The sequence below is a fragment of the Streptomyces sp. HPF1205 genome (assembly GCF_020400825.1).
In the GTDB taxonomy this organism is placed as follows: domain Bacteria; phylum Actinomycetota; class Actinomycetes; order Streptomycetales; family Streptomycetaceae; genus Actinacidiphila.
Genome location: NZ_JAINVH010000021.1, coordinates 86033 through 102152 on the forward strand (window position 1 = coordinate 86033; position 16120 = coordinate 102152).

General features: G+C 75.5%; 16 protein-coding genes. All 16 read right to left on the reverse strand.

The window, feature by feature from the left end; genetic code table 11:
• Positions 1 to 29: 29 nt before the first annotated feature.
• On the reverse strand, positions 30 to 1157 hold the full coding sequence (locus K7G61_RS23245) for an alpha-hydroxy acid oxidase (protein WP_225848884.1): 1128 nt from the start codon (positions 1155 to 1157) through the stop codon (positions 30 to 32).
• Complete coding sequence (locus K7G61_RS23250) at positions 1154 to 2113, reverse strand: hypothetical protein (protein ID WP_225848885.1); 960 nt, start codon at positions 2111 to 2113, stop codon at positions 1154 to 1156. Before K7G61_RS23250 ends, K7G61_RS23245 begins: the two co-directional genes overlap by 4 nt.
• Positions 2114 to 2115: 2 nt before the next feature.
• Positions 2116 to 2412, reverse strand: a complete 297-nt coding sequence (locus K7G61_RS23255) for a phosphopantetheine-binding protein (RefSeq protein WP_225848886.1) — start codon at positions 2410 to 2412, stop codon at positions 2116 to 2118.
• Between the two features lie 50 nt (positions 2413 to 2462).
• Positions 2463 to 3392 (reverse strand): 3-oxoacyl-[acyl-carrier-protein] synthase III C-terminal domain-containing protein, encoded by a 930-nt coding sequence (locus tag K7G61_RS23260; protein ID WP_225848887.1) that lies wholly within the window; start codon positions 3390 to 3392, stop codon positions 2463 to 2465.
• Entirely contained in the window at positions 3389 to 4945 is a 1557-nt protein-coding gene (locus K7G61_RS23265) for a condensation domain-containing protein (protein ID WP_225848888.1), read from the reverse strand. The genes K7G61_RS23260 and K7G61_RS23265 overlap by 4 nt, the downstream gene beginning before the upstream one ends.
• Entirely contained in the window at positions 4946 to 6622 is a 1677-nt protein-coding gene (locus tag K7G61_RS23270; protein ID WP_225848889.1) for a class I adenylate-forming enzyme family protein, read from the reverse strand.
• Positions 6619 to 7590: an alpha-ketoacid dehydrogenase subunit beta gene (locus K7G61_RS23275; RefSeq protein ID WP_225848890.1), complete on the reverse strand. Its 972-nt coding sequence runs from the start codon at positions 7588 to 7590 to the stop codon at positions 6619 to 6621. Before K7G61_RS23275 ends, K7G61_RS23270 begins: the two co-directional genes overlap by 4 nt.
• Positions 7590 to 8567: a thiamine pyrophosphate-dependent dehydrogenase E1 component subunit alpha gene (locus K7G61_RS23280; RefSeq protein ID WP_225848891.1), complete on the reverse strand. Its 978-nt coding sequence runs from the start codon at positions 8565 to 8567 to the stop codon at positions 7590 to 7592. The genes K7G61_RS23275 and K7G61_RS23280 overlap by 1 nt, the downstream gene beginning before the upstream one ends.
• Positions 8560 to 9495 carry a phytanoyl-CoA dioxygenase family protein gene (locus K7G61_RS23285; RefSeq protein ID WP_225848892.1) on the reverse strand — a complete coding sequence of 312 codons (936 nt, stop codon included), beginning with the start codon at positions 9493 to 9495 and terminating at the stop codon, positions 8560 to 8562. Before K7G61_RS23285 ends, K7G61_RS23280 begins: the two co-directional genes overlap by 8 nt.
• Positions 9492 to 10583: a 4-hydroxyphenylpyruvate dioxygenase gene (gene hppD, locus K7G61_RS23290; protein WP_225848893.1), complete on the reverse strand. Its 1092-nt coding sequence runs from the start codon at positions 10581 to 10583 to the stop codon at positions 9492 to 9494. Before hppD ends, K7G61_RS23285 begins: the two co-directional genes overlap by 4 nt.
• A 30-nt stretch (positions 10584 to 10613) precedes the next feature.
• On the reverse strand, positions 10614 to 11900 hold the full coding sequence (locus K7G61_RS23295; RefSeq protein WP_225848894.1) for a beta-ketoacyl synthase: 1287 nt from the start codon (positions 11898 to 11900) through the stop codon (positions 10614 to 10616).
• On the reverse strand, positions 11897 to 12475 hold the full coding sequence (locus tag K7G61_RS23300; RefSeq protein WP_225848895.1) for a hypothetical protein: 579 nt from the start codon (positions 12473 to 12475) through the stop codon (positions 11897 to 11899). The genes K7G61_RS23295 and K7G61_RS23300 overlap by 4 nt, the downstream gene beginning before the upstream one ends.
• Before the next feature lie 182 nt (positions 12476 to 12657).
• Positions 12658 to 13839: a beta-ketoacyl synthase N-terminal-like domain-containing protein gene (locus K7G61_RS23305; RefSeq protein WP_225848896.1), complete on the reverse strand. Its 1182-nt coding sequence runs from the start codon at positions 13837 to 13839 to the stop codon at positions 12658 to 12660.
• Positions 13832 to 14137, reverse strand: a complete 306-nt coding sequence (locus tag K7G61_RS23310; RefSeq protein WP_225848897.1) for an acyl carrier protein — start codon at positions 14135 to 14137, stop codon at positions 13832 to 13834. The genes K7G61_RS23305 and K7G61_RS23310 overlap by 8 nt, the downstream gene beginning before the upstream one ends.
• Before the next feature lie 2 nt (positions 14138 to 14139).
• On the reverse strand, positions 14140 to 14409 hold the full coding sequence (locus tag K7G61_RS23315; protein ID WP_225848898.1) for an acyl carrier protein: 270 nt from the start codon (positions 14407 to 14409) through the stop codon (positions 14140 to 14142).
• Positions 14399 to 15874 carry a class I adenylate-forming enzyme family protein gene (locus tag K7G61_RS23320; protein WP_225848899.1) on the reverse strand — a complete coding sequence of 492 codons (1476 nt, stop codon included), beginning with the start codon at positions 15872 to 15874 and terminating at the stop codon, positions 14399 to 14401. Before K7G61_RS23320 ends, K7G61_RS23315 begins: the two co-directional genes overlap by 11 nt.
• Positions 15875 to 16120: the final 246 nt, after the last annotated feature.

Genomic DNA, 16120 nt, shown 5'->3' on the forward strand with positions numbered 1-16120 from the left:
CCCGTCCTCCCGCCCTCATCCGTCCGCCCTCATCCGTCCGCCCTGAGGACCGCCGCCGACCCGTCGATCGACGCCAGGTCGGGCCGCCCCGCGAGCGCCATGGTGTGTTCGAGTTCCTCGGTCGTGAGCCTCAGCACCCCTGCCACGCCCTCGGCGCCGTCCGCGGCCAGCCCCCACAGGACCGGGCGGCCCAGCAGGACCGCGCGGGCGCCCAGCGCGAGGGCGGCGAACACGTCGGTGCCGCCGCGGACCCCGCCGTCCACCAGCACCGGGCAGGCGCCCGCGACGGCGTCCACCACTTCGGCCAGCGCGTCCAGGCTCGCCGGGGCGCCGTCCAGTTGCCGGCCGCCGTGGTTGGACACCACGATCGCGTCCGCGCCGTGCCGCACCGCGAGGACGGCGTCCTGCGCGGTGAGCACGCCCTTGAGTACCAGCGGCAGGCCGCTGCGCTCGCGCAGCCAGGCCAGGTCGGACCAGGTCACCGACGGGTCGACGGCCTGCGCGGCGTGCGCCGCGAGGGCCGAGCGCCCGGTGTCGGGCCGGTGGGCCGAGGCCATCAGGGCCGGGTCGAGGTTGGCGGCGCGGACCCCGGGACCGATCGCGAAGGCGTTGCGCGCGTCCCGGTGGCGGCGGCCCAGCCGGGGCGCGTCCACGGTCAGCACGACAGCGCGGCAGCCGGCCGCCGCCGCCCGGTCGACCAGAGCGGCCAGCACCTCGCGGCGGCGCAGCCAGTAGAGCTGGATCCACAGCGGTCCCGCGGCCTCGGCGGCGATGTCCTCCAGCGTGCGGCTGGCGTACATGCTCACCACGTACAGCGCCCCGGCCGCGCCGGCGCCGCGGGCGGTGGCCGCCTCCCCGTCGGGATGCGCCAGCCGGTGGTAGGCGGTGGGCGCCACCGCGACCGGTGTGCGCAGCCGGGCCCCGAGGAGCTCGGTGCCGGTGTCGCAGTGCGAGACATCGACCAGCACCCTGGGACGCAGCGTCACCCGGCCGAACGCGCGCCGGTTGGCGCGGACCGTCCGCTCGCTCTCGGCGCCGCCCTCGACGAAGTCCCAGACCCGGTCGTCGAGCCGGGCCCGCGCCGAGCGCCGGTAGTCCTCGACGCTCAGCGGGGGAGCCGGGGGAGCCGGGGGAGCCGGGGGTACGGGGGCGTTCACCGCGCGCTCCGGCCCGCGGCCGTACCGACCCCGGCGTCGACCCCCGTGTCCGCGCCCGCGTCGGCACCTTCCTGCGCGCCCGCGTCGAACACCGCCAGGCACAGGTGCCGCGGCCGCGCGTCGTGATCGGCCAGGACAAGGCGCCGCGGCGCCTTGTCCGGCCGGGCCAGCTCGCCGGCCAGTTCCCACCACACGCCCGTGAAGGGGCGCCCGGCGTCGGCGGTCCGCAGCCTGCGCACACCGGGGAACGCCGGAACCCGCGCGGCCGGCGCCGCCGCGAGGACCACCGTGACCGGGGCGGGGCCGCCGCCGATCAGCTCGCCGGCTCCGGCGGCGAGTACCCGCGGCCCCGCGCCGGCGCGCGTGGTCACCGGGCCGAGCCCGACCGGCCGTTCGCCCGGTCGCCGCTCGCCGAACAGCAGCGCCACGCCGCAGGCCACGGCGGGCACCGCGACCGGGACGCCGGGATCGTAGGGCAGCGCGGGCTGTTCGACCACCAGCAGCAGGGCGCGCCGCGTTCCGGCGTCGCGGGCGTACGCGCGGATCAGCCGCAGCGCCGTGAACGCGGCGGCGTTGCCCTGGTCGCTGACGGCGAACGCCATCGGCACGCCGGGGCAGACATGGCTCAGGTAGGTCGCCGTGGCGCGGCCCGGGGTGATGTCGGGGACGCGGTACGCCAGGACGAGCAGGTCCACCGACTCGCCCGCGGGGACGGCCAGGCGGATCAGCTCCTCGGCCATGTCGGCGTACGAGTGGCCGCCGCGCGCCGGCGCGCCGTCGTCCAGTCCCAGTCCGTACGGGCGCAGCAGGTCGGTGAGGTAGACGCGCAGCCGCTCGCCGTGCTCCGGGTCGCGGGACAGGGCCGCGGGCTCGGGGAAGTCCAGGCGCGCGGCGCGGCGCAGTCCCCAGCCGGCGGGCACGTCGCCGCCGGGGTGGTGCGGCACGAAGGTGCGCATCGTCACTCTTCCGTGAGCAGGTTGCCCGCGACGTAGTCGGCGAGCGTGCCGACCGTGCGGAAGTCGTCGCGGCCGAGGTCCTCGACGCTGATCTCCACGTCGAGGCGCTCCTCCAGCTCCAGGACGAGTTCCAGGCCGGTGGTCGAGCTCAGGCCGAGGGCGTCCATCAGGCCGGTGTCGGCCGTGGTCCCCGTCACCTCGCGTCCCAGGACCCGCGGGAGCAGCTCGCTGATGGCCTCCACCAGCCGTTCGCGCGCAGCGGGGTCCGCCGCGGGCGGGGCGGTGTACTGGTCCGTCATTCGTCGATCCTTTCGGTGCGGTGGCTTGGCGCCGGTCGGCGCGGACCGGGTCAGTGGGCGAGGACCATGGCCGAGAAGGCGGCGCCGCGCCCGGCGCCCGCGGCCGCCATCACGTAGGGCTCGCCCCGCCGCAGCAGTCCCCGCTGCCGGGCCGTGCGGTAGTTGAGGAACGTGTCGGCGCAGAACACGTGGCCGGCGCTCGCCACGTTGTCCAGGACGACGCGTTCGAGCGGGTAGCCGAGGGTGCGGCAGACCTGGCGCCACGCCGGGCGGTTGACGTTGTGCGGCAGGATCAGGCCGATCGCCTCCATCGTCAGCCCGGCCCGCGCGACGGCGGACCGGATCGCCGCGGCCAGCGCGTCGGCGTACACCCGCTGGAACTCCAGCGCGACGTCGTGCGCGTCGGTGTCGAACTCGCCGCGCAGGTCGGTGGCGTAGGAGAGCAGCCGGTCGCGTTCCCCCGAGGCGGCGACCAGGCAGGCCGAGGCGCCCTCGCCGAAGAACGAGGTGTCCGCGACCATCCGCGCCTCGCCGGTGAACGCCTTCTCACCGGCCAGGACCAGGGCGAGGCCGTCCGGGTCGCCGTCGGCGTCGAGCAGGCGCCCTGCGGCGTCGACGGCCAGCAGCCCGGAGGCGCAGGCGTGGTGTCCGACGGCGAACACGTCCGCGTGGCCGAGCCCGTACTCCTCGCACAGCCGCAGGACCGGCTGGTGCGGGTGGGGCACGACGGTGGGGAACGTCCGGGCGTGCAGCACGTACCGGACCCGGTGTTCGAGCCCGCGCAGGGGTTCGAGGGCCGCGACGGCGCCGCGCAGCAGGTCGAGCAGGCCGCCGCCAGGGTCGCGGGCGACCCGGGCGAGCCCGTGGTAGCGGCGGAACACCTTGACCTGCATCGCGGTCAGCCCGAGTTGCCCGGCCGGCTCCTCGATCGGCACGCCGTCGTCCGGCAGGTAGGCGGCCACGGCCATCAGCGCGGTCACCGGACCGGGCTCGGCGGCGCGGCGGCGGGCAGGACGGGAGGCCGGTCGGGTGATTCCACGGGCGGCTGTACGGGTGGCCGGGCGGGCCGGACGGCCTCGACGGCGGCCGCCTCCATGGCGTGGGCGAAGGCCTCGGCGTCGGCGGGAGGCAGGTAATGGGTGTCGACGCGCACCTCGAACCGCGGGCCGCCGGGCTCGTCGACGACGGTGACGAACAGCCGGTCGCCCGGGCCGTCGTGCCGGACGGTCCAGCGGAAGCCGGCGGCGCCGCCCACCGTGCGCGCCTGCCCGGGCCCGTCCTGCCCGGCGTCCTCCTGCCCCTGCTCCCCGGGCTCCTCCAGCCCGGCCTCATGCTGCCCGGCCCCGTCCTGCCCGGCGTCTCCCGGCCCGTCCGGTACCGGCCCGCCTGACACCGCCCCGCCCGGCCCCGCCCCGTCCGGTGGCCGCTCGTGGGTGCTGCGGTCGTTGAAGAAGCAGCCGACGGTGACGTCCTCGCCGCGCTCCCGCGAGACGCGCGCGATCAGTTCGCGCAGCCCCTCGGGATGGAAGTAGGCGTACTTGTACGCGGACAGGGCGCCGCGCCCGGCCCGTTCGACCGCCTGGTCGACGGTGGCGCCCGCGACGTCGAGGACGCAGACCCCGGCCTGGGCCACCATGCACACCACGTCCGCCAGGCCGGGCCGGAAACGGTTGTTGACGATCGGCCGGATGGCCACGGGGTTGATCCCCGTGGCCCGGTTCAGCCCCAGCGCGAACAGCGCCAGCAGCACCGTGGACATGTCGGCGCCCGTTCGCGCCGCGATCACCGGCAGGGCCGCGTTCAGCGCCGGCGAACGGAATTCGGCCTCCCAGTACCGCGGGCTGCGCGGGTCCACGGGACCGGGCAGCTGCCGGGCCGGGACCGCTCGCAGCACCGCCTCCCAGTGGCGCAGGGCCCGGTCGTTCTGCCGCTGCCCCGCCGGCGAGCGCTGCCAGCGGGCCTGTTCGAGCTGCTGCATGCCGGTGACCGGCGCGGTCCGGCGGGCCTTCACCTCCCGCAGCATGATCGCCCCGCCCGCCGCGTCGCCGATCAGATGGCTCATGATGCTGACCAGGTGGGTGGGCCGGCCGTCGCCGCCCCGCACCACGGCCATCCGTACCGGCCACTCGCCGGCGTAGTCGAACTCGACCTCCCGGTAGCGCTGTTCGACTGCCGCGGCGACCTCCGCCGGATCGGCGTCCCCGGCGTCGTAGACGTCCAGGGCGGTCCGGCCGCCGGAGAAGAGCTCCTGCGTGGGCCGCCCCGAGGCGTCGAACCGCAGCCGGGTGCGCATCGAGGGGAAGCGGCTCATCAGATAGCGCAGTTCCTCCGCCACGTCCGCGACACTCGTGCCCGGGGCCAGCGGCGCCACACCGCCCAGCGGCAGCGAGCTGCGCTGGGCCCGCATCGCGTGCCAGATCTCCCACATCCCCCAGGACATCTCGTCCACGCCCGAGCCGTCCCCGGCGAAGTCGACCGGCACCCGCTCGGTGACCGGCGGTACGGCGACCGGCCGCTCGTCACGCACGCTCATTCAGACCACCGCCGCTTGGGCGCGGTGCCGCTGCCGCATCAGGAACTTGCGGACCTTGCCGGTCGGGCCGAGGATCAGGTCGGCCTCGGAGACGACGACGACCCTGCGCAGGGTCGCCGCCGCGGCCTCGGTCAGCGCGGCGCGGACCGCGTCGGTGCGGTCGGCCGCCGGATCGGCCTGCGGGTACAGCGCCAGCAGGACGTCGGTGACCACCCGGCCGTGGACTTGCACCGACACCACGGTGCAGTCGTGCACGTCGGGGCAGCGGGCCAGGACGCGCTCCTCCGACATCGCCGTGTACAGCCACTCGCCGCCCAGGTCGACGGCGTCGACCGCCCGGTCGACGTGGAAGTAGTAGCCCTCCTCGTCCCGGTACATCAGGTCGCCGGTGAGGTAGTAGCCGTTGAACCGCGCGCGGTAGGTGGCGCCCGAGTCGTTCCAGTACCCGGGGGCGAGTGTCGGCGCCTTCAGCCCCAGGTGGCCGACCTCGCCGACCGGGACCTCGCGGCCGGTGGCGGTGTCGAGCAGCGCCACCTCGGCGAAGCCGTGCGGCACCCCGACGCACCGCCCGTACCGCTCGGTGCCGGCGCTGTGCGTGATGTGGAACGCGGAGTGGCCCATCTCGGTCGACCCGAGGCCGTCGACGAAGCGGGAGCCGGGGGTCCGCCGGACGCCCTCGCGGGTGACCGTCTCGTGCGAGCCGACCGCGACGAGGCGGCGGATGTGCGGCTCGTGCGCGCAGTCGCCGGTGTTGAACCAGAGCGCCACCGAGTCCAGGTCGCGTGCGTCCAGGTCGTGGCGGGCCAACTGGGCCCACGTGGCGGCGAAGCCGAAGACGCCCGTCGGTTTCCAGCGCTCGATGCCGTCCAGCACGGCGGCCGCGTCGTTCTGGGTGGACAGGAACAGCAGGTCGCTGCGGAAGCACAGCGCCATGTTCAGCGCCGAGATGCCCGCGGCGTGGGCGGCGGGCAGCGCGCTGAGTATCCGCTCGGTGCCCCGGGCGCGCGGCGCCGACAGCCGGAACAGCCGGGTGGCCGCGAACAGGCTCGCGCTGGAGTGCACGACCGCGGTGGGGATCCGGGTGGTGCCGGAGGAGTGGGTGATGGCGATCGGGTCGTCGGCGTGGTGGCGGTAGGCCGCGGGGGCCCGCAGCGGGTCCGCGGTGCCGACCTCCGCCGCGTCCGCGTGGACGGCCAGGCCCAGGTCCTGGCCAGCCAGGCGGCCGCGGTGCTCGGGGTCGGTCACCAGGGCGACGGCCCGCAGCCGCCGGATGTAGTCGGCGGCGACGTCGCCGGGAAGGTACTGGTTCATCAGCGCCGGGATCGCGCCGAGCCAGGTCAGCGCCATGAAGTTCAGCATGCAGTCGGCGGAGCCCGACACGTACACGGCGACCGGGTCGCGCGGGACGATGCCTTGGTCGTGCCACCAGGCCGCCCTGGCCGTCACGCGCTCGCGCAGCTCGCCCAGGGTCAGGTCCCGCCACGCCGGATACCCGTCGACCGGGACGTCGAAGGTGGCGCCGGGTCCCGCCGGATCGGCGCCGTGCTCGAAGAGCCTGGACAGGACGTTGCCCGCGCCCAGTTGCGGGTCGGCGGCCAGCCGCGCCCTGATGTTGGTGCCGCTCAACGCGGTCCTCCTTCGTATCGCCTTGCCGTCCGGGTGGGGAAGAGTCGTCATCCGCGGCCGGCCGCCTTCTCGACCGCCGCGCGCAGCTGGGACCGGGTGGGCTGGCAGGCCAGGTCGAGCTCCCGGGCGAAGGGCAGCACGGCCCCGTCCGGGCGGGTGACCCGCCGGGGCGGCGCGGTCAGGCGCATCTCCTCCGCCGCCGTGGCGACGATCTCCGCGCCGATGCCGCACGACCGGTTGGAGTCGTCGACGACGACCAGGCGCCCGGTGCGCTCCAGCGAGGCGGCCAGCCCCCGCCAGTCGAAGGGGTGCAGCGAACGCGGGTCGAAGACCTCGACGGAGACCGATCCGGCCAGCTCCTCGGCGACCGCCAGAGCGTCGTGCACGAGGTGCCCGACCGCCACGACGGTCACGTCCGTCCCGGCGCGGTGCACCCGCCCCACTCCCAGGGGCACCGGGGCCAGAGCCGCGAAGTCGACGTCCTCGCGGTATCCGAGGGCCGCGGCCGGCGCGAAGACCACGACCGGGTCGTCCTCCCGGATCGCCGTCACCAGCAGCCCGTACGCGTCCGAGGCGGTGGCCGGGACCACGGTCTTCACCCCGACGTGCGCGAACAGGCTGTACGGGTGGTCGGAGTGCTGGCCCGCCCAGCTCTCCCGCGAGCCGGAGCCAGGCAGCAGGTAGGTCACGGGCACCCGGGTCTGGCCGCCCGTCATGAGCGACAGCTTGTGCGCCTGGTTGGCGATCTGCTCGAACGCCAGGAAGAGCAGCGCCGGGATCTGGAACTCGATGATCGGGCGCATCCCGGCCATCGCCGCGCCCGTGGCGAACCCGGTGAACGCCTGCTCGGAGATGGGCGTGTCCAGCACCCGGTCCCGGCCGAAGCGGCGCAGCAGGCCGGCGGTGGCGTTCGTCACGGCCACCCCGACGTCCTCGCCGAGCACGCACACGGCCGGATCGCGTTCCATCTCGTCGCCGATGGCGCGGTTCAGCGCCTTGAGGTAGGAGAGGTTCGGCATCACAGAGCCCCCGCCCTGGGACGCGTGCCCGTGGCGTACAGGTGGTCAAGGGCGGTCTCCGGGTCGGGCCGCGGGCCGGCGAGGGCGAACCGTACCGCCTCCTCGACCAGGGCCGCGGTTCGCGCGTCGACCGCGGCGCGGGTGGCCGCCGCGATCCGCGCCCCCTGGATCTCCAGCGGGTCGCGGGACCGCCCCGCGGCCACCTCCTCGTCCGTGCGGTAGCGGGGGCGCGCGGTGTGCTCCCAGGTGTGGTGGGCGTCGAAGCGGTAGGTGACGCACTCCAGCAGGGAGGGGCCCGCCCCCGACCTGGCCCGCGCGACGGCCTCGGCGGTCGCGGCGAACACCGCCTGCGGGTCCATCCCGTCCACGGAGGCGGCCGGGATGCCGAACGCCTCGGCCCGGCCCAGGATCGAGCCGGCCACCGCGTCGGCGGTGCGCATAGAGGTCGCGAAGCCGTTGTTCTCGCACACCAGGACGACCGGGACCCGCCACAGCGCGGCCAGGTTGAAGGTCTCCAGCACCACGCCCTGGCTGACCGCGCCGTCGCCGAAATAGGTCAGCGCGACCCGGTCGGAGCCCGCCCGGCGCAGCGCCCAGGCAGCGCCGGCGGCGATCGGCACGGCCGCGCCGACGATCGCGTCGGCCCCCAGGACCCCCGCACCGAAGTCGGCCGCGTGCATCGAGCCGCCGCGGCCCCGGTTCAGCCCGGTGGTGCGCCCCGCCAGCTCGGCCATCATCCGCGCCGGGTCGGCGCCCTTGGCGAGGACGTGCCCGTGCCCCCGGTGCGTGCTGGTGATCACGTCGTCGGACCGCAGCGCCGCGCAGGTTCCCGCGGCGACCGCCTCCTGGCCGGTGCAGGGATGGATGCCGCCGGGGATCACTCCGGCGCGCACCAGTTCGACCGCCCGACGCTCGAACTCGCGGATCAGTGCGACGGTCCGGTACAGGCCGACCGCGTCGGCGGCCGCCTCAGCCACGGCCGCCCGCCGGGTCCGTACGCCACAGCACGGGGCAGAACGCGGGGTCCGCGTAGTCCGGCCTGCCGTCCGGGAGCCGCCGGACCAGGACGTCGTGGTTGTACTCCGCCCGGCCGCCGCCGCGCAGGGTGTACGCCCGGTACTCGTTGCCGCCGTCCTGCAGGTGGAACGAGATCGCCCGGCGGGGCCGGTCGCTGCGGTTGGGGCCGCTGCCGTGGTAGGTCAGGCAGTGGTGGAAGCTCATGTGCCCCTTGGGGATGACCAGCGGCACCTTGCGGATGGCGGCGTTGTTGTACGCGGCGTTCGCGGCCAGGACCCGCTCCAGTTCGTCCTTGTCGCGCTCGGCGAAGTGCCTGGTCATCGAGTCGTCGCGGCCGGTCTCCTGCCAGCGGTGGCTGCCGTCGACGACGGTGAGCGTGCCCATCTCCTCGTCGCAGTCGTGGAAGGGGATGAACGCGGTCAGCATCCGCTCGGAGGTGGACGTGGCCCAGTAGTGCTTGTCGAAGTGCCAGGGCACGATGTTGCTGGGCTCCGCGGCGACCGGCGGCTTGAGGATCAGCGTCGACTGGAACACCCGGATCTCCTGCGCGCCGGCCAGCCGGGCGGCCACCGCGCCGATCAGGGGCTTGCGCAGCACCTGGGCGATCGGGTCGCTCTCGTAGTGGACGTAGTCGTTGTGCCGCTGGACCGGACCGTCCGAGGGCTGCCAGGCGGCCAGCCGCGGCGGGCGGACCGGGAGCGTACGGCTGCGCTCACCCGCGTAGTACCGGTCGCTCGCGGCGGTGAGCGCGTCGACCTCCGCGTCGGTGAGCAGCTTCTTCGTCAGGTACCAGCCGTGCTCGGCGTAGAACGCCACCTCGTCGTCGTCCGGCAGGAGGGCGAGTTCGTCCTCGGTGAGGGTGAACCGCAGGGTCGGGGCCGTGGTCATCGCAATCCCGCCTCACTGGTCGCGCGCGCGGCGGCGAGCTCCCTCTCCTTGGCCTCGTAGAGCGCGGGGATGTTGCTGGTGCCGAAGGTGCGCGAGCCGTGACGCTCTATCAGCTCCCAGAAGAACGTGCGCCGCACGTGCAGGGAGCGGGCGAAGATCTGGTACATCAGGCCCCAGTGGTCGCGGTCGGCGAGGATGCCCCGCGGCCTGAGCCGGCCGACCGGCAGGTCCGGTACGCCCAGCCGCCCGTCCAGCAGGGTGTAGTAGCTCTCCGGGGTGGGCGCGAACCCGACACCCCTGGCGGTGAGGTCGTCCACCGCCGAGACGATGTCCCGGCAGCTCAGGGCCACGTGCTGGACCCCGGGACCGGCGTGCCAGGCCAGGAAGTCGTCGATCTGGCCGGGGGAGCGGCTCGCGTCCGGCTCGATCAGGGTGAGTGTGGCGCCGCCGCCCGGGCTCTGCACCACCTGGGAGAACATGCCCTGGTCGGCGACCTCGATGTACTCCTCGAAGATCACGTCGAAGCCGAACGCCGTGCGGTAGTGCTTCGCCGTGGCGTCCAGGGTCCCGGCCTCCAGGCAGACCGCCACGTGGTCGACGGCCAGCAGCGGCTCCGGCTGCGCCGGCGGCGGCACGTCGAGCATCGCGATGACGCCGGGCAGGAACTCCCCACCGTCGCCGTCCCGTTCGACCAGGCGGTGCACCACGTCGCCGAACGCGGACACGGTGGCCCGCACCACGGTGGCGCCGCCGCCCGCGTACACCCGCGGTGCCTCGATCCCGGTCGCGCCGCCGGCCACCGACGCGGCGTAGGCCGCCCGCGCGTCGCGGGTGCCCAGCGCGATCGCGGCCACGCCGTCGCCGTGCCGGGACACGTACTCCACGGCCGGATGGTCCGGCACCAGGCCCGAGGTCAGCAGCACCCGGCACTCGCCCTGGCCCACCAGCAGACTGCGCTGCCGGGGCAGGCCCGTCTCGGGGCCGCCCTGCCCCAGCAGCCGGAACCCGAACGCGGAGCACAGGACGAAAGCCGCCTGGCGCGCGTCACCCACGTAGAACTCGACATGATCGATGCCGAGGTAGTCCATTGCCGCTCCTTTGTCGATGACTCGGTGCTGTCAGACCGCGCGGGACAGCCGCGTGCCCGGCAGGCCGTAGACGACGCTGACGTTGTGGCCGCCGAACCCGAACGAGTTCGACAGGGCGTGGCTGATCCCGGGCGCCGGGCGCGGGCTCTTGCGGATGTGGTCCAGGTCGCAGGCGGGGTCGGGATCGTCCAGGTTGTGGGTCGGCGGCAGCAGTTCGCGCCGCAGCGCCAGCGCGCAGACCGCCGACTCGACCACCCCCGAGGCGCCGAGCATGTGCCCGGTGACCGCCTTGGTGGCGCTGACCGGCGGGCAGCGGTCACCGAAGACCCGGCGGATGGCGAGGGCCTCGGCGCGGTCGCCCGCCTTGGTGCCGGTGGCGTGCGCGTTGACGTAGCCGATGTCCGCCGGCTCCAGCCCCGCGTCGGCCAGGGCCCGGCGCATGCACGCGGCCGCGCCCTCGCCGTCGGGGTGCGGGGTGGTGGGATGGTGGGCGTCGTTCGTCGCGCCCCAGCCGAGCACCCCGGCGTACCCGGCGGCGCCGCGCGCGTCGGCGTGCTCGGCGCGCTCCAGCACGAGCACCCCGGCGCCCTCGCCCAGCACCAGGCCGTTGCGGCGGCGGTCGAACGGGCGGCTGGCGCCCGCCGGGTCGTCGGCCCAGCCGCGGGCCATCACCCGCGCGTTGCCGAACGTGTCCGCCAGCGTCGGGAACAGCGGTGCCTCGCTGCACCCGCACACCACCACGTCGGCCTCGCCCGCGCGCAGCAGCCGCAGTCCCTCCCCCACGGACTGGGCCCCGGCCGCGCAGGCGGTGCCGATCGAGGAGCTGTACCCGCGGATGCCGTGCCGGATGGCGACGCGGGCCGCCCCCATGTTGGGCAGCATCCCCGGCAGCAGGTAGGGGCTGACCCCCAGCCGCCCGCGCCGCGTCCTGGTGACGACCTGGTCCTCCAGGGTGGCCAGGCCGCCGGTCCCGGACAGGATCACCCCGATCCGGTACGGGTCGACGTCCCGGCCCACCTCCAGCCCAGCGTCGGCCAGCGCGTCGGCCGCGGCCCGCAACGCCATGACGATGTAGCGGTCCACCACGCGGGCTTCGGGGCCGGCCAGGACGGAAGCGGGGTCGATCGGCGGGGCGAAGGCGGCCACCTCCAGGCAGCCGTCCAGCGGGCCGCCGGCCGGGGGGCGGCTCAGCCCCGACCGGCCCTCGCACACCGCCGTCATCACGTCGGCGGCGCTGGTGCCCACCGGCGTCACCATGCCCATCCCGGTGATGACGACGTCCGCTCGTCCCGCGTGCGCCGTCCGCGTACCGGTCACGGCTGTCCTCCCTCGTGGTCGTGTGGTCGTGGGCCGCGCCGCGGCGGCCCGTCCGCCGGCGTCGGGGCACGCAGCAGTACGGCGGCGGCGCGGTCGCGCCCGGCGGCGGTCGCGGCCTGGTCGACGCGGACCAGCAGCGCCTCGTCGGCGTCGCCGTCCTCGATCAGCAGCGCCGCGACCTCAAGCCCGGCGCCGGTGTCGCCGACGCACACCACCGGTCCGGTCAGCCCCCAGCGGGCGGCCACGTGCCCGGCGACGGCGTTGGGCACGGCCTGGAAGAACAGCAGCGGTCCCGGCCGGCCGCCGCTGTCGGTGACCTCGGCCACGTGCACCGCGCCCGCGAGGTCGCCCAGCGCGCTGACCACGACCACGGCGGTGACCGCGGAGTCCGCCGCCGCGCCGGGCAGGGGTACGGGCCGGCGCTCCAGGCAGCGGCGGGCCGTCTCCGCGGCGAGCGGGCTGAAGGAGGACACCACGAACCCGGCGATCGGCGGCGGCACACGGTCCGCATCCGACTCGGGCCACGCCGCGGCGCAGACGGCCCGCAGCCCCGCGGCCTCGGCCTGTCCGGTCAAGGAGACGGACGGGGGAGGGGACGCGGGCAGGGGCGGCGACGTCGCCGGGGGCGGGGACGGTGCGGCCGCCGGGGACGGGGACGTTGCGGCCGACGGGGACGTCGACGGGCTCGCGGGTGCGGCCGTCGACGGTGACGTGGAGGTGGCGGTGCGCGGGCCCGGTCCCGCCGGCGCCGTCCGGGTCATGGCGTGCCGACCACGAGCGCGGTGTTCGCCCCGCCGAAGGCCGTGGTCAGACTCAGGCCGTACTCGGCCGCGGTGTCCGCGCGCCGGTCCAGGACCAGGTCGAGCGGGCAGTCCGGGTCGGGGCCCAGCCAGCCGGCGTTGACGGGGAGCCTGCCGGCCCGCAGTGCCGACATGGTGACGACCAGTTCCAGCAGGGCTCCGGCCTCCAGGGCCTGGCCGTGCACGGACTTGGTGGAGCTCACCGGTACGGTGGCGGCCGTCTCTCCCAGGGCCCGGTACAGGGCGGCGCACTCCGCCGCGTCGCCGGCCGCGGAACCCGAGCCGTGCGCGTTGACGTAGCCGATCCGCCGCGGCCGCAGCCCCGCGCGGTGCAGGGCGTCCGTGATCGCGCGGGCCAGCCCGTCCCCGTCGGGCCGCGGCCTGACGACGTGGTGGGCGTCGCCCGCCCGGCCCCAGCCGGCCAGCAGGGCCAGCGGCCGGGCCCGCCGTTCCCGGGCGGCCGTCGCCGACTCCACCACCACGGCGACCACCGCGTCGCCCAGCAGCAGCCCGCTGCGGCCGGCGCTGAACGGGCGCACCCGCCCGTCGCGGGCGAGCGCGCGGCCGGCGTCGAAGACCGCGAACTGGTCGGCGTCGACCAGGTAGCCGGCCGCCACCACGACCCGGTCGGCCCGTCCGCGGGCGATCGCGGCGGCCGCGTCGGCCACCGCCGTGCTTGACGCCACGCACGCCGAGGTGTAGACGCGCGCCGCCTCGGCCAGGCCGCCGCGCCGGGCGACCGAGCGGGCGAACGCGTCCGCGCCGTGCGCCCGCCGTTCCCCCTCCGGTACGCGGGGCAGGGCGGGGTCGCCGTGCACCGCCAGGTGGAGCGGGCAGTCCGCGAGCCGCGCCGCGGACAGGCCCGCCTGGTCGCAGGCGTGGCCGATCGCCCGGGTCAGCTCGTCGGCCAGCACGGGCGCGCCGGGGTGCGTCGCCGCCCAGCCGGTCCGCCCGCCGGGGACGGCGAACCGCCGCACCGGCGCGAAGGCGGGCCGGCCGTCCAGCGCGGCGGACAGCAGCGGGCCGACGCCCTCGCCGAACGCGCTGAGCACGGCGGCCCCGGTGACGACGACGGAGCCGGGCCCGCGGCGGGCGGTCGACGCCATCCCGCTCCCCTCCTCGGGGGGTCGTTCACGCATGGTCGTGTGGTCCGCCGTCCGCGCCGGACGGCGGGGCCGGCACGCCGGACCCGGGCGCCCGCGGACCGGAGACGTCCGGCTGCGCGGGGAGTTCGGCCAGGACCTCCAGCACGCCGGTCACCGTGGTCATCCGCTCCATGGCCTCGTCGTCCACGCGGCCGCCGTACCGCTGCTCGATCCGGTGGACGAGCCAGGCCAGTTCCATCGAGTCGATGCCCTCGGGGACCTGCTCGGGCGGGCGGCCGCCGAAGTCGGCGAGGATCGCGACGATCTCCGCGCGGTCGGGTACGGGCCGCATGCTCAGTGGCCCGCGGCCGGCGCGGACGCGATGCGCGCGGCGAGCGCCGCGGTGAACTCGCCCACGGTCATGGTGCCCAGCAGTTCGGCCTCGTCGTCGTCGAACCGGACGCCGAAGCGCTCCTCGGCCCGGACGCCGAGCTCGGCCAGCGCCAGCGACTCCAGGTCGACGCCGGCCGGGCCGAGCGGCGTGTCGTCGGTGACATCGGCCACGCTGTAGTTCATCTCGGTCAGCGACTCCAGGACGAACGCGCGGATCTCGTCAGTGGACATCTCGGGGGCTCCCCTTCAGGTGGGCCGGTTCCTGATCGGACGGTCGGTGCGGCCCCTGGCCGGCGTCCCGCAGGACGGCCGGGTCACGGACCAGTTTTCCGGTGGCGGTGCGCGGCAGGCGGTCGACCAGGTGCAGCAGGCGGGGCCGCTTCCAGGCCGCCAGCCGCTCCGCCAGCCGCTCCTCGATCGCGGCCGGGCCGGCGCCCTCGCGCGGTACGACGTACGCCTCGATCGACGTGCCGAAGACCACGACCGCGTCCGCCACCTCGGGCAGGGCGGCGATGGTGTGCTCGACCTCGGTGAGGTCGACCTTCAGGCCGCCGATCGACACCTGCGAGTCCAGTCGGCCGAGGACGCGGACCAGCCCGGTGTCGGGGTCGACGGTGCCGCCGTCCTTGGTGCGCAGCCAGCCGTCGGCCCAGCGCGAGGGGTCGCCGGCGCCGAGGTAGGGCGACTGCTCCCTGGCGATCCGCAGCTCACCGCCGACTTCCGTCACGGTGATGCCGGGCGCCGGGGCGAGTGCGGGCCGGTGCTCGCCGAACAGGTCGGTGGCGATCACGCCGACCTCGGTCATCCCGTACATGCTGCCCAGCCGGACGCCGTAGCGGTCCGTGAAGGCCTCGTGCACCTGCGTCCTGACCAGCTCGCCGCCGGTGGTCATGCCGGTGAGCTGCGGCAGGCGCGGCGGGTCCGCGACCCAGGTGAGCAGTTCGATGTGGAACGGGACGCCGAGCAGGGTGGTCGGTTCCGGACCGGCCGCCACGGTGGACAGGATGCCCTCGCCGGTCACGCGCCGCGGGAAGGCGAGCCGCACGCCGGCGTGCAGGCTGTGCAGCAGCCCGCCGACGAGGCCCAGGACGTGGACCGTCGAGGCCATCGAGACGATGCGTTCGCCGGCCCGGGGCACCCCGTCGATCCGCGCGTACCTGTCGATCTCGGCGATCAGGTCGGCCGCCGTACGCCCGATGATCTTCGCGGGGCCGGTCGAGCCGGAGCTGAGCTGCACGAGCGCGTGCGCGGTCTCGGCGGGCCGGCCGCCGGGGTGGCGGCGCACGCTCTCCCGCTGGTCGTGGAAACCGCGGGCCGGCCCGCCGCCGACGGGCGGGGCCGACACCACGACCTGGGGCGCGAGCCGGCTCAGTGCCCGGTCGGTCTCGAACGGGGTGAGCCGGTGGTCGAGCAGCGCGGCCCGCGCCCCGATGCGCCACACCGCCAGCAGGTTGGCGACCAGCGCGAGCGAGGGGGCCAGGCACAGCGCGGCCGATCCGCCCCGGCGCAGGCCGGCGTCGGCCAGCTCGTCCTGGCGGCGTGCCACCAGCCGGCGTAATCCGTCCCTGGTGACGGGTTCGTCGAAGAACAGGCAGGGCTCGGCGCCGGCGCCCCCGAGGAGTACCTCGTCGACCCAGGAGGGGTCGACGGGCGGCGGTCCCGGGCCATTTCGCGATGTTGCGGAGGCAGCCTTCATGAAGAATCAGGACCCTCTTCCTCGGGGGTGTGATCAAAAGAGCCGGGCTGAATTCCCGATGCCGAGCTTTCAGCGCTTAATTGCCTGCTGTCAAGTCCTGCAGGGAACGCGGTTCGATACTTCTCCTGAATCCCACGGGTATCGACTGGTCACACGCGCCTCACATTTTCTCGGATTGACGCCGGATCAGTTCTCTCGCTAGCATGTCGGCGAATGGCAACTGCCGTGACCCGGCTGTGAGTTGTC

Bases quoted from the DNA above. Each gene is read 5' to 3' on its own strand.
- K7G61_RS23250 (WP_225848885.1), bottom strand. From the start codon at position 2,113: ATGCGCACCTTCGTGCCGCACCACCCCGGCGGCGACGTGCCCGCCGGC.
- K7G61_RS23255 (WP_225848886.1), bottom strand. From the start codon at position 2,412: ATGACGGACCAGTACACCGCCCCGCCCGCGGCGGACCCCGCTGCGCGC.
- K7G61_RS23265 (WP_225848888.1), bottom strand. From the start codon at position 4,945: ATGAGCGTGCGTGACGAGCGGCCGGTCGCCGTACCGCCGGTCACCGAG.
- K7G61_RS23270 (WP_225848889.1), bottom strand. From the start codon at position 6,622: ATGACGACTCTTCCCCACCCGGACGGCAAGGCGATACGAAGGAGGACC.
- K7G61_RS23275 (WP_225848890.1), bottom strand. From the start codon at position 7,590: ATGCCGAACCTCTCCTACCTCAAGGCGCTGAACCGCGCCATCGGCGAC.
- K7G61_RS23285 (WP_225848892.1), bottom strand. From the start codon at position 9,495: ATGACCACGGCCCCGACCCTGCGGTTCACCCTCACCGAGGACGAACTC.
- hppD (WP_225848893.1), bottom strand. From the start codon at position 10,583: ATGGACTACCTCGGCATCGATCATGTCGAGTTCTACGTGGGTGACGCG.
- K7G61_RS23305 (WP_225848896.1), bottom strand. From the start codon at position 13,839: ATGCGTGAACGACCCCCCGAGGAGGGGAGCGGGATGGCGTCGACCGCC.
- K7G61_RS23310 (WP_225848897.1), bottom strand. From the start codon at position 14,137: ATGCGGCCCGTACCCGACCGCGCGGAGATCGTCGCGATCCTCGCCGAC.
- K7G61_RS23315 (WP_225848898.1), bottom strand. From the start codon at position 14,409: ATGTCCACTGACGAGATCCGCGCGTTCGTCCTGGAGTCGCTGACCGAG.
- K7G61_RS23320 (WP_225848899.1), bottom strand. From the start codon at position 15,874: ATGAAGGCTGCCTCCGCAACATCGCGAAATGGCCCGGGACCGCCGCCC.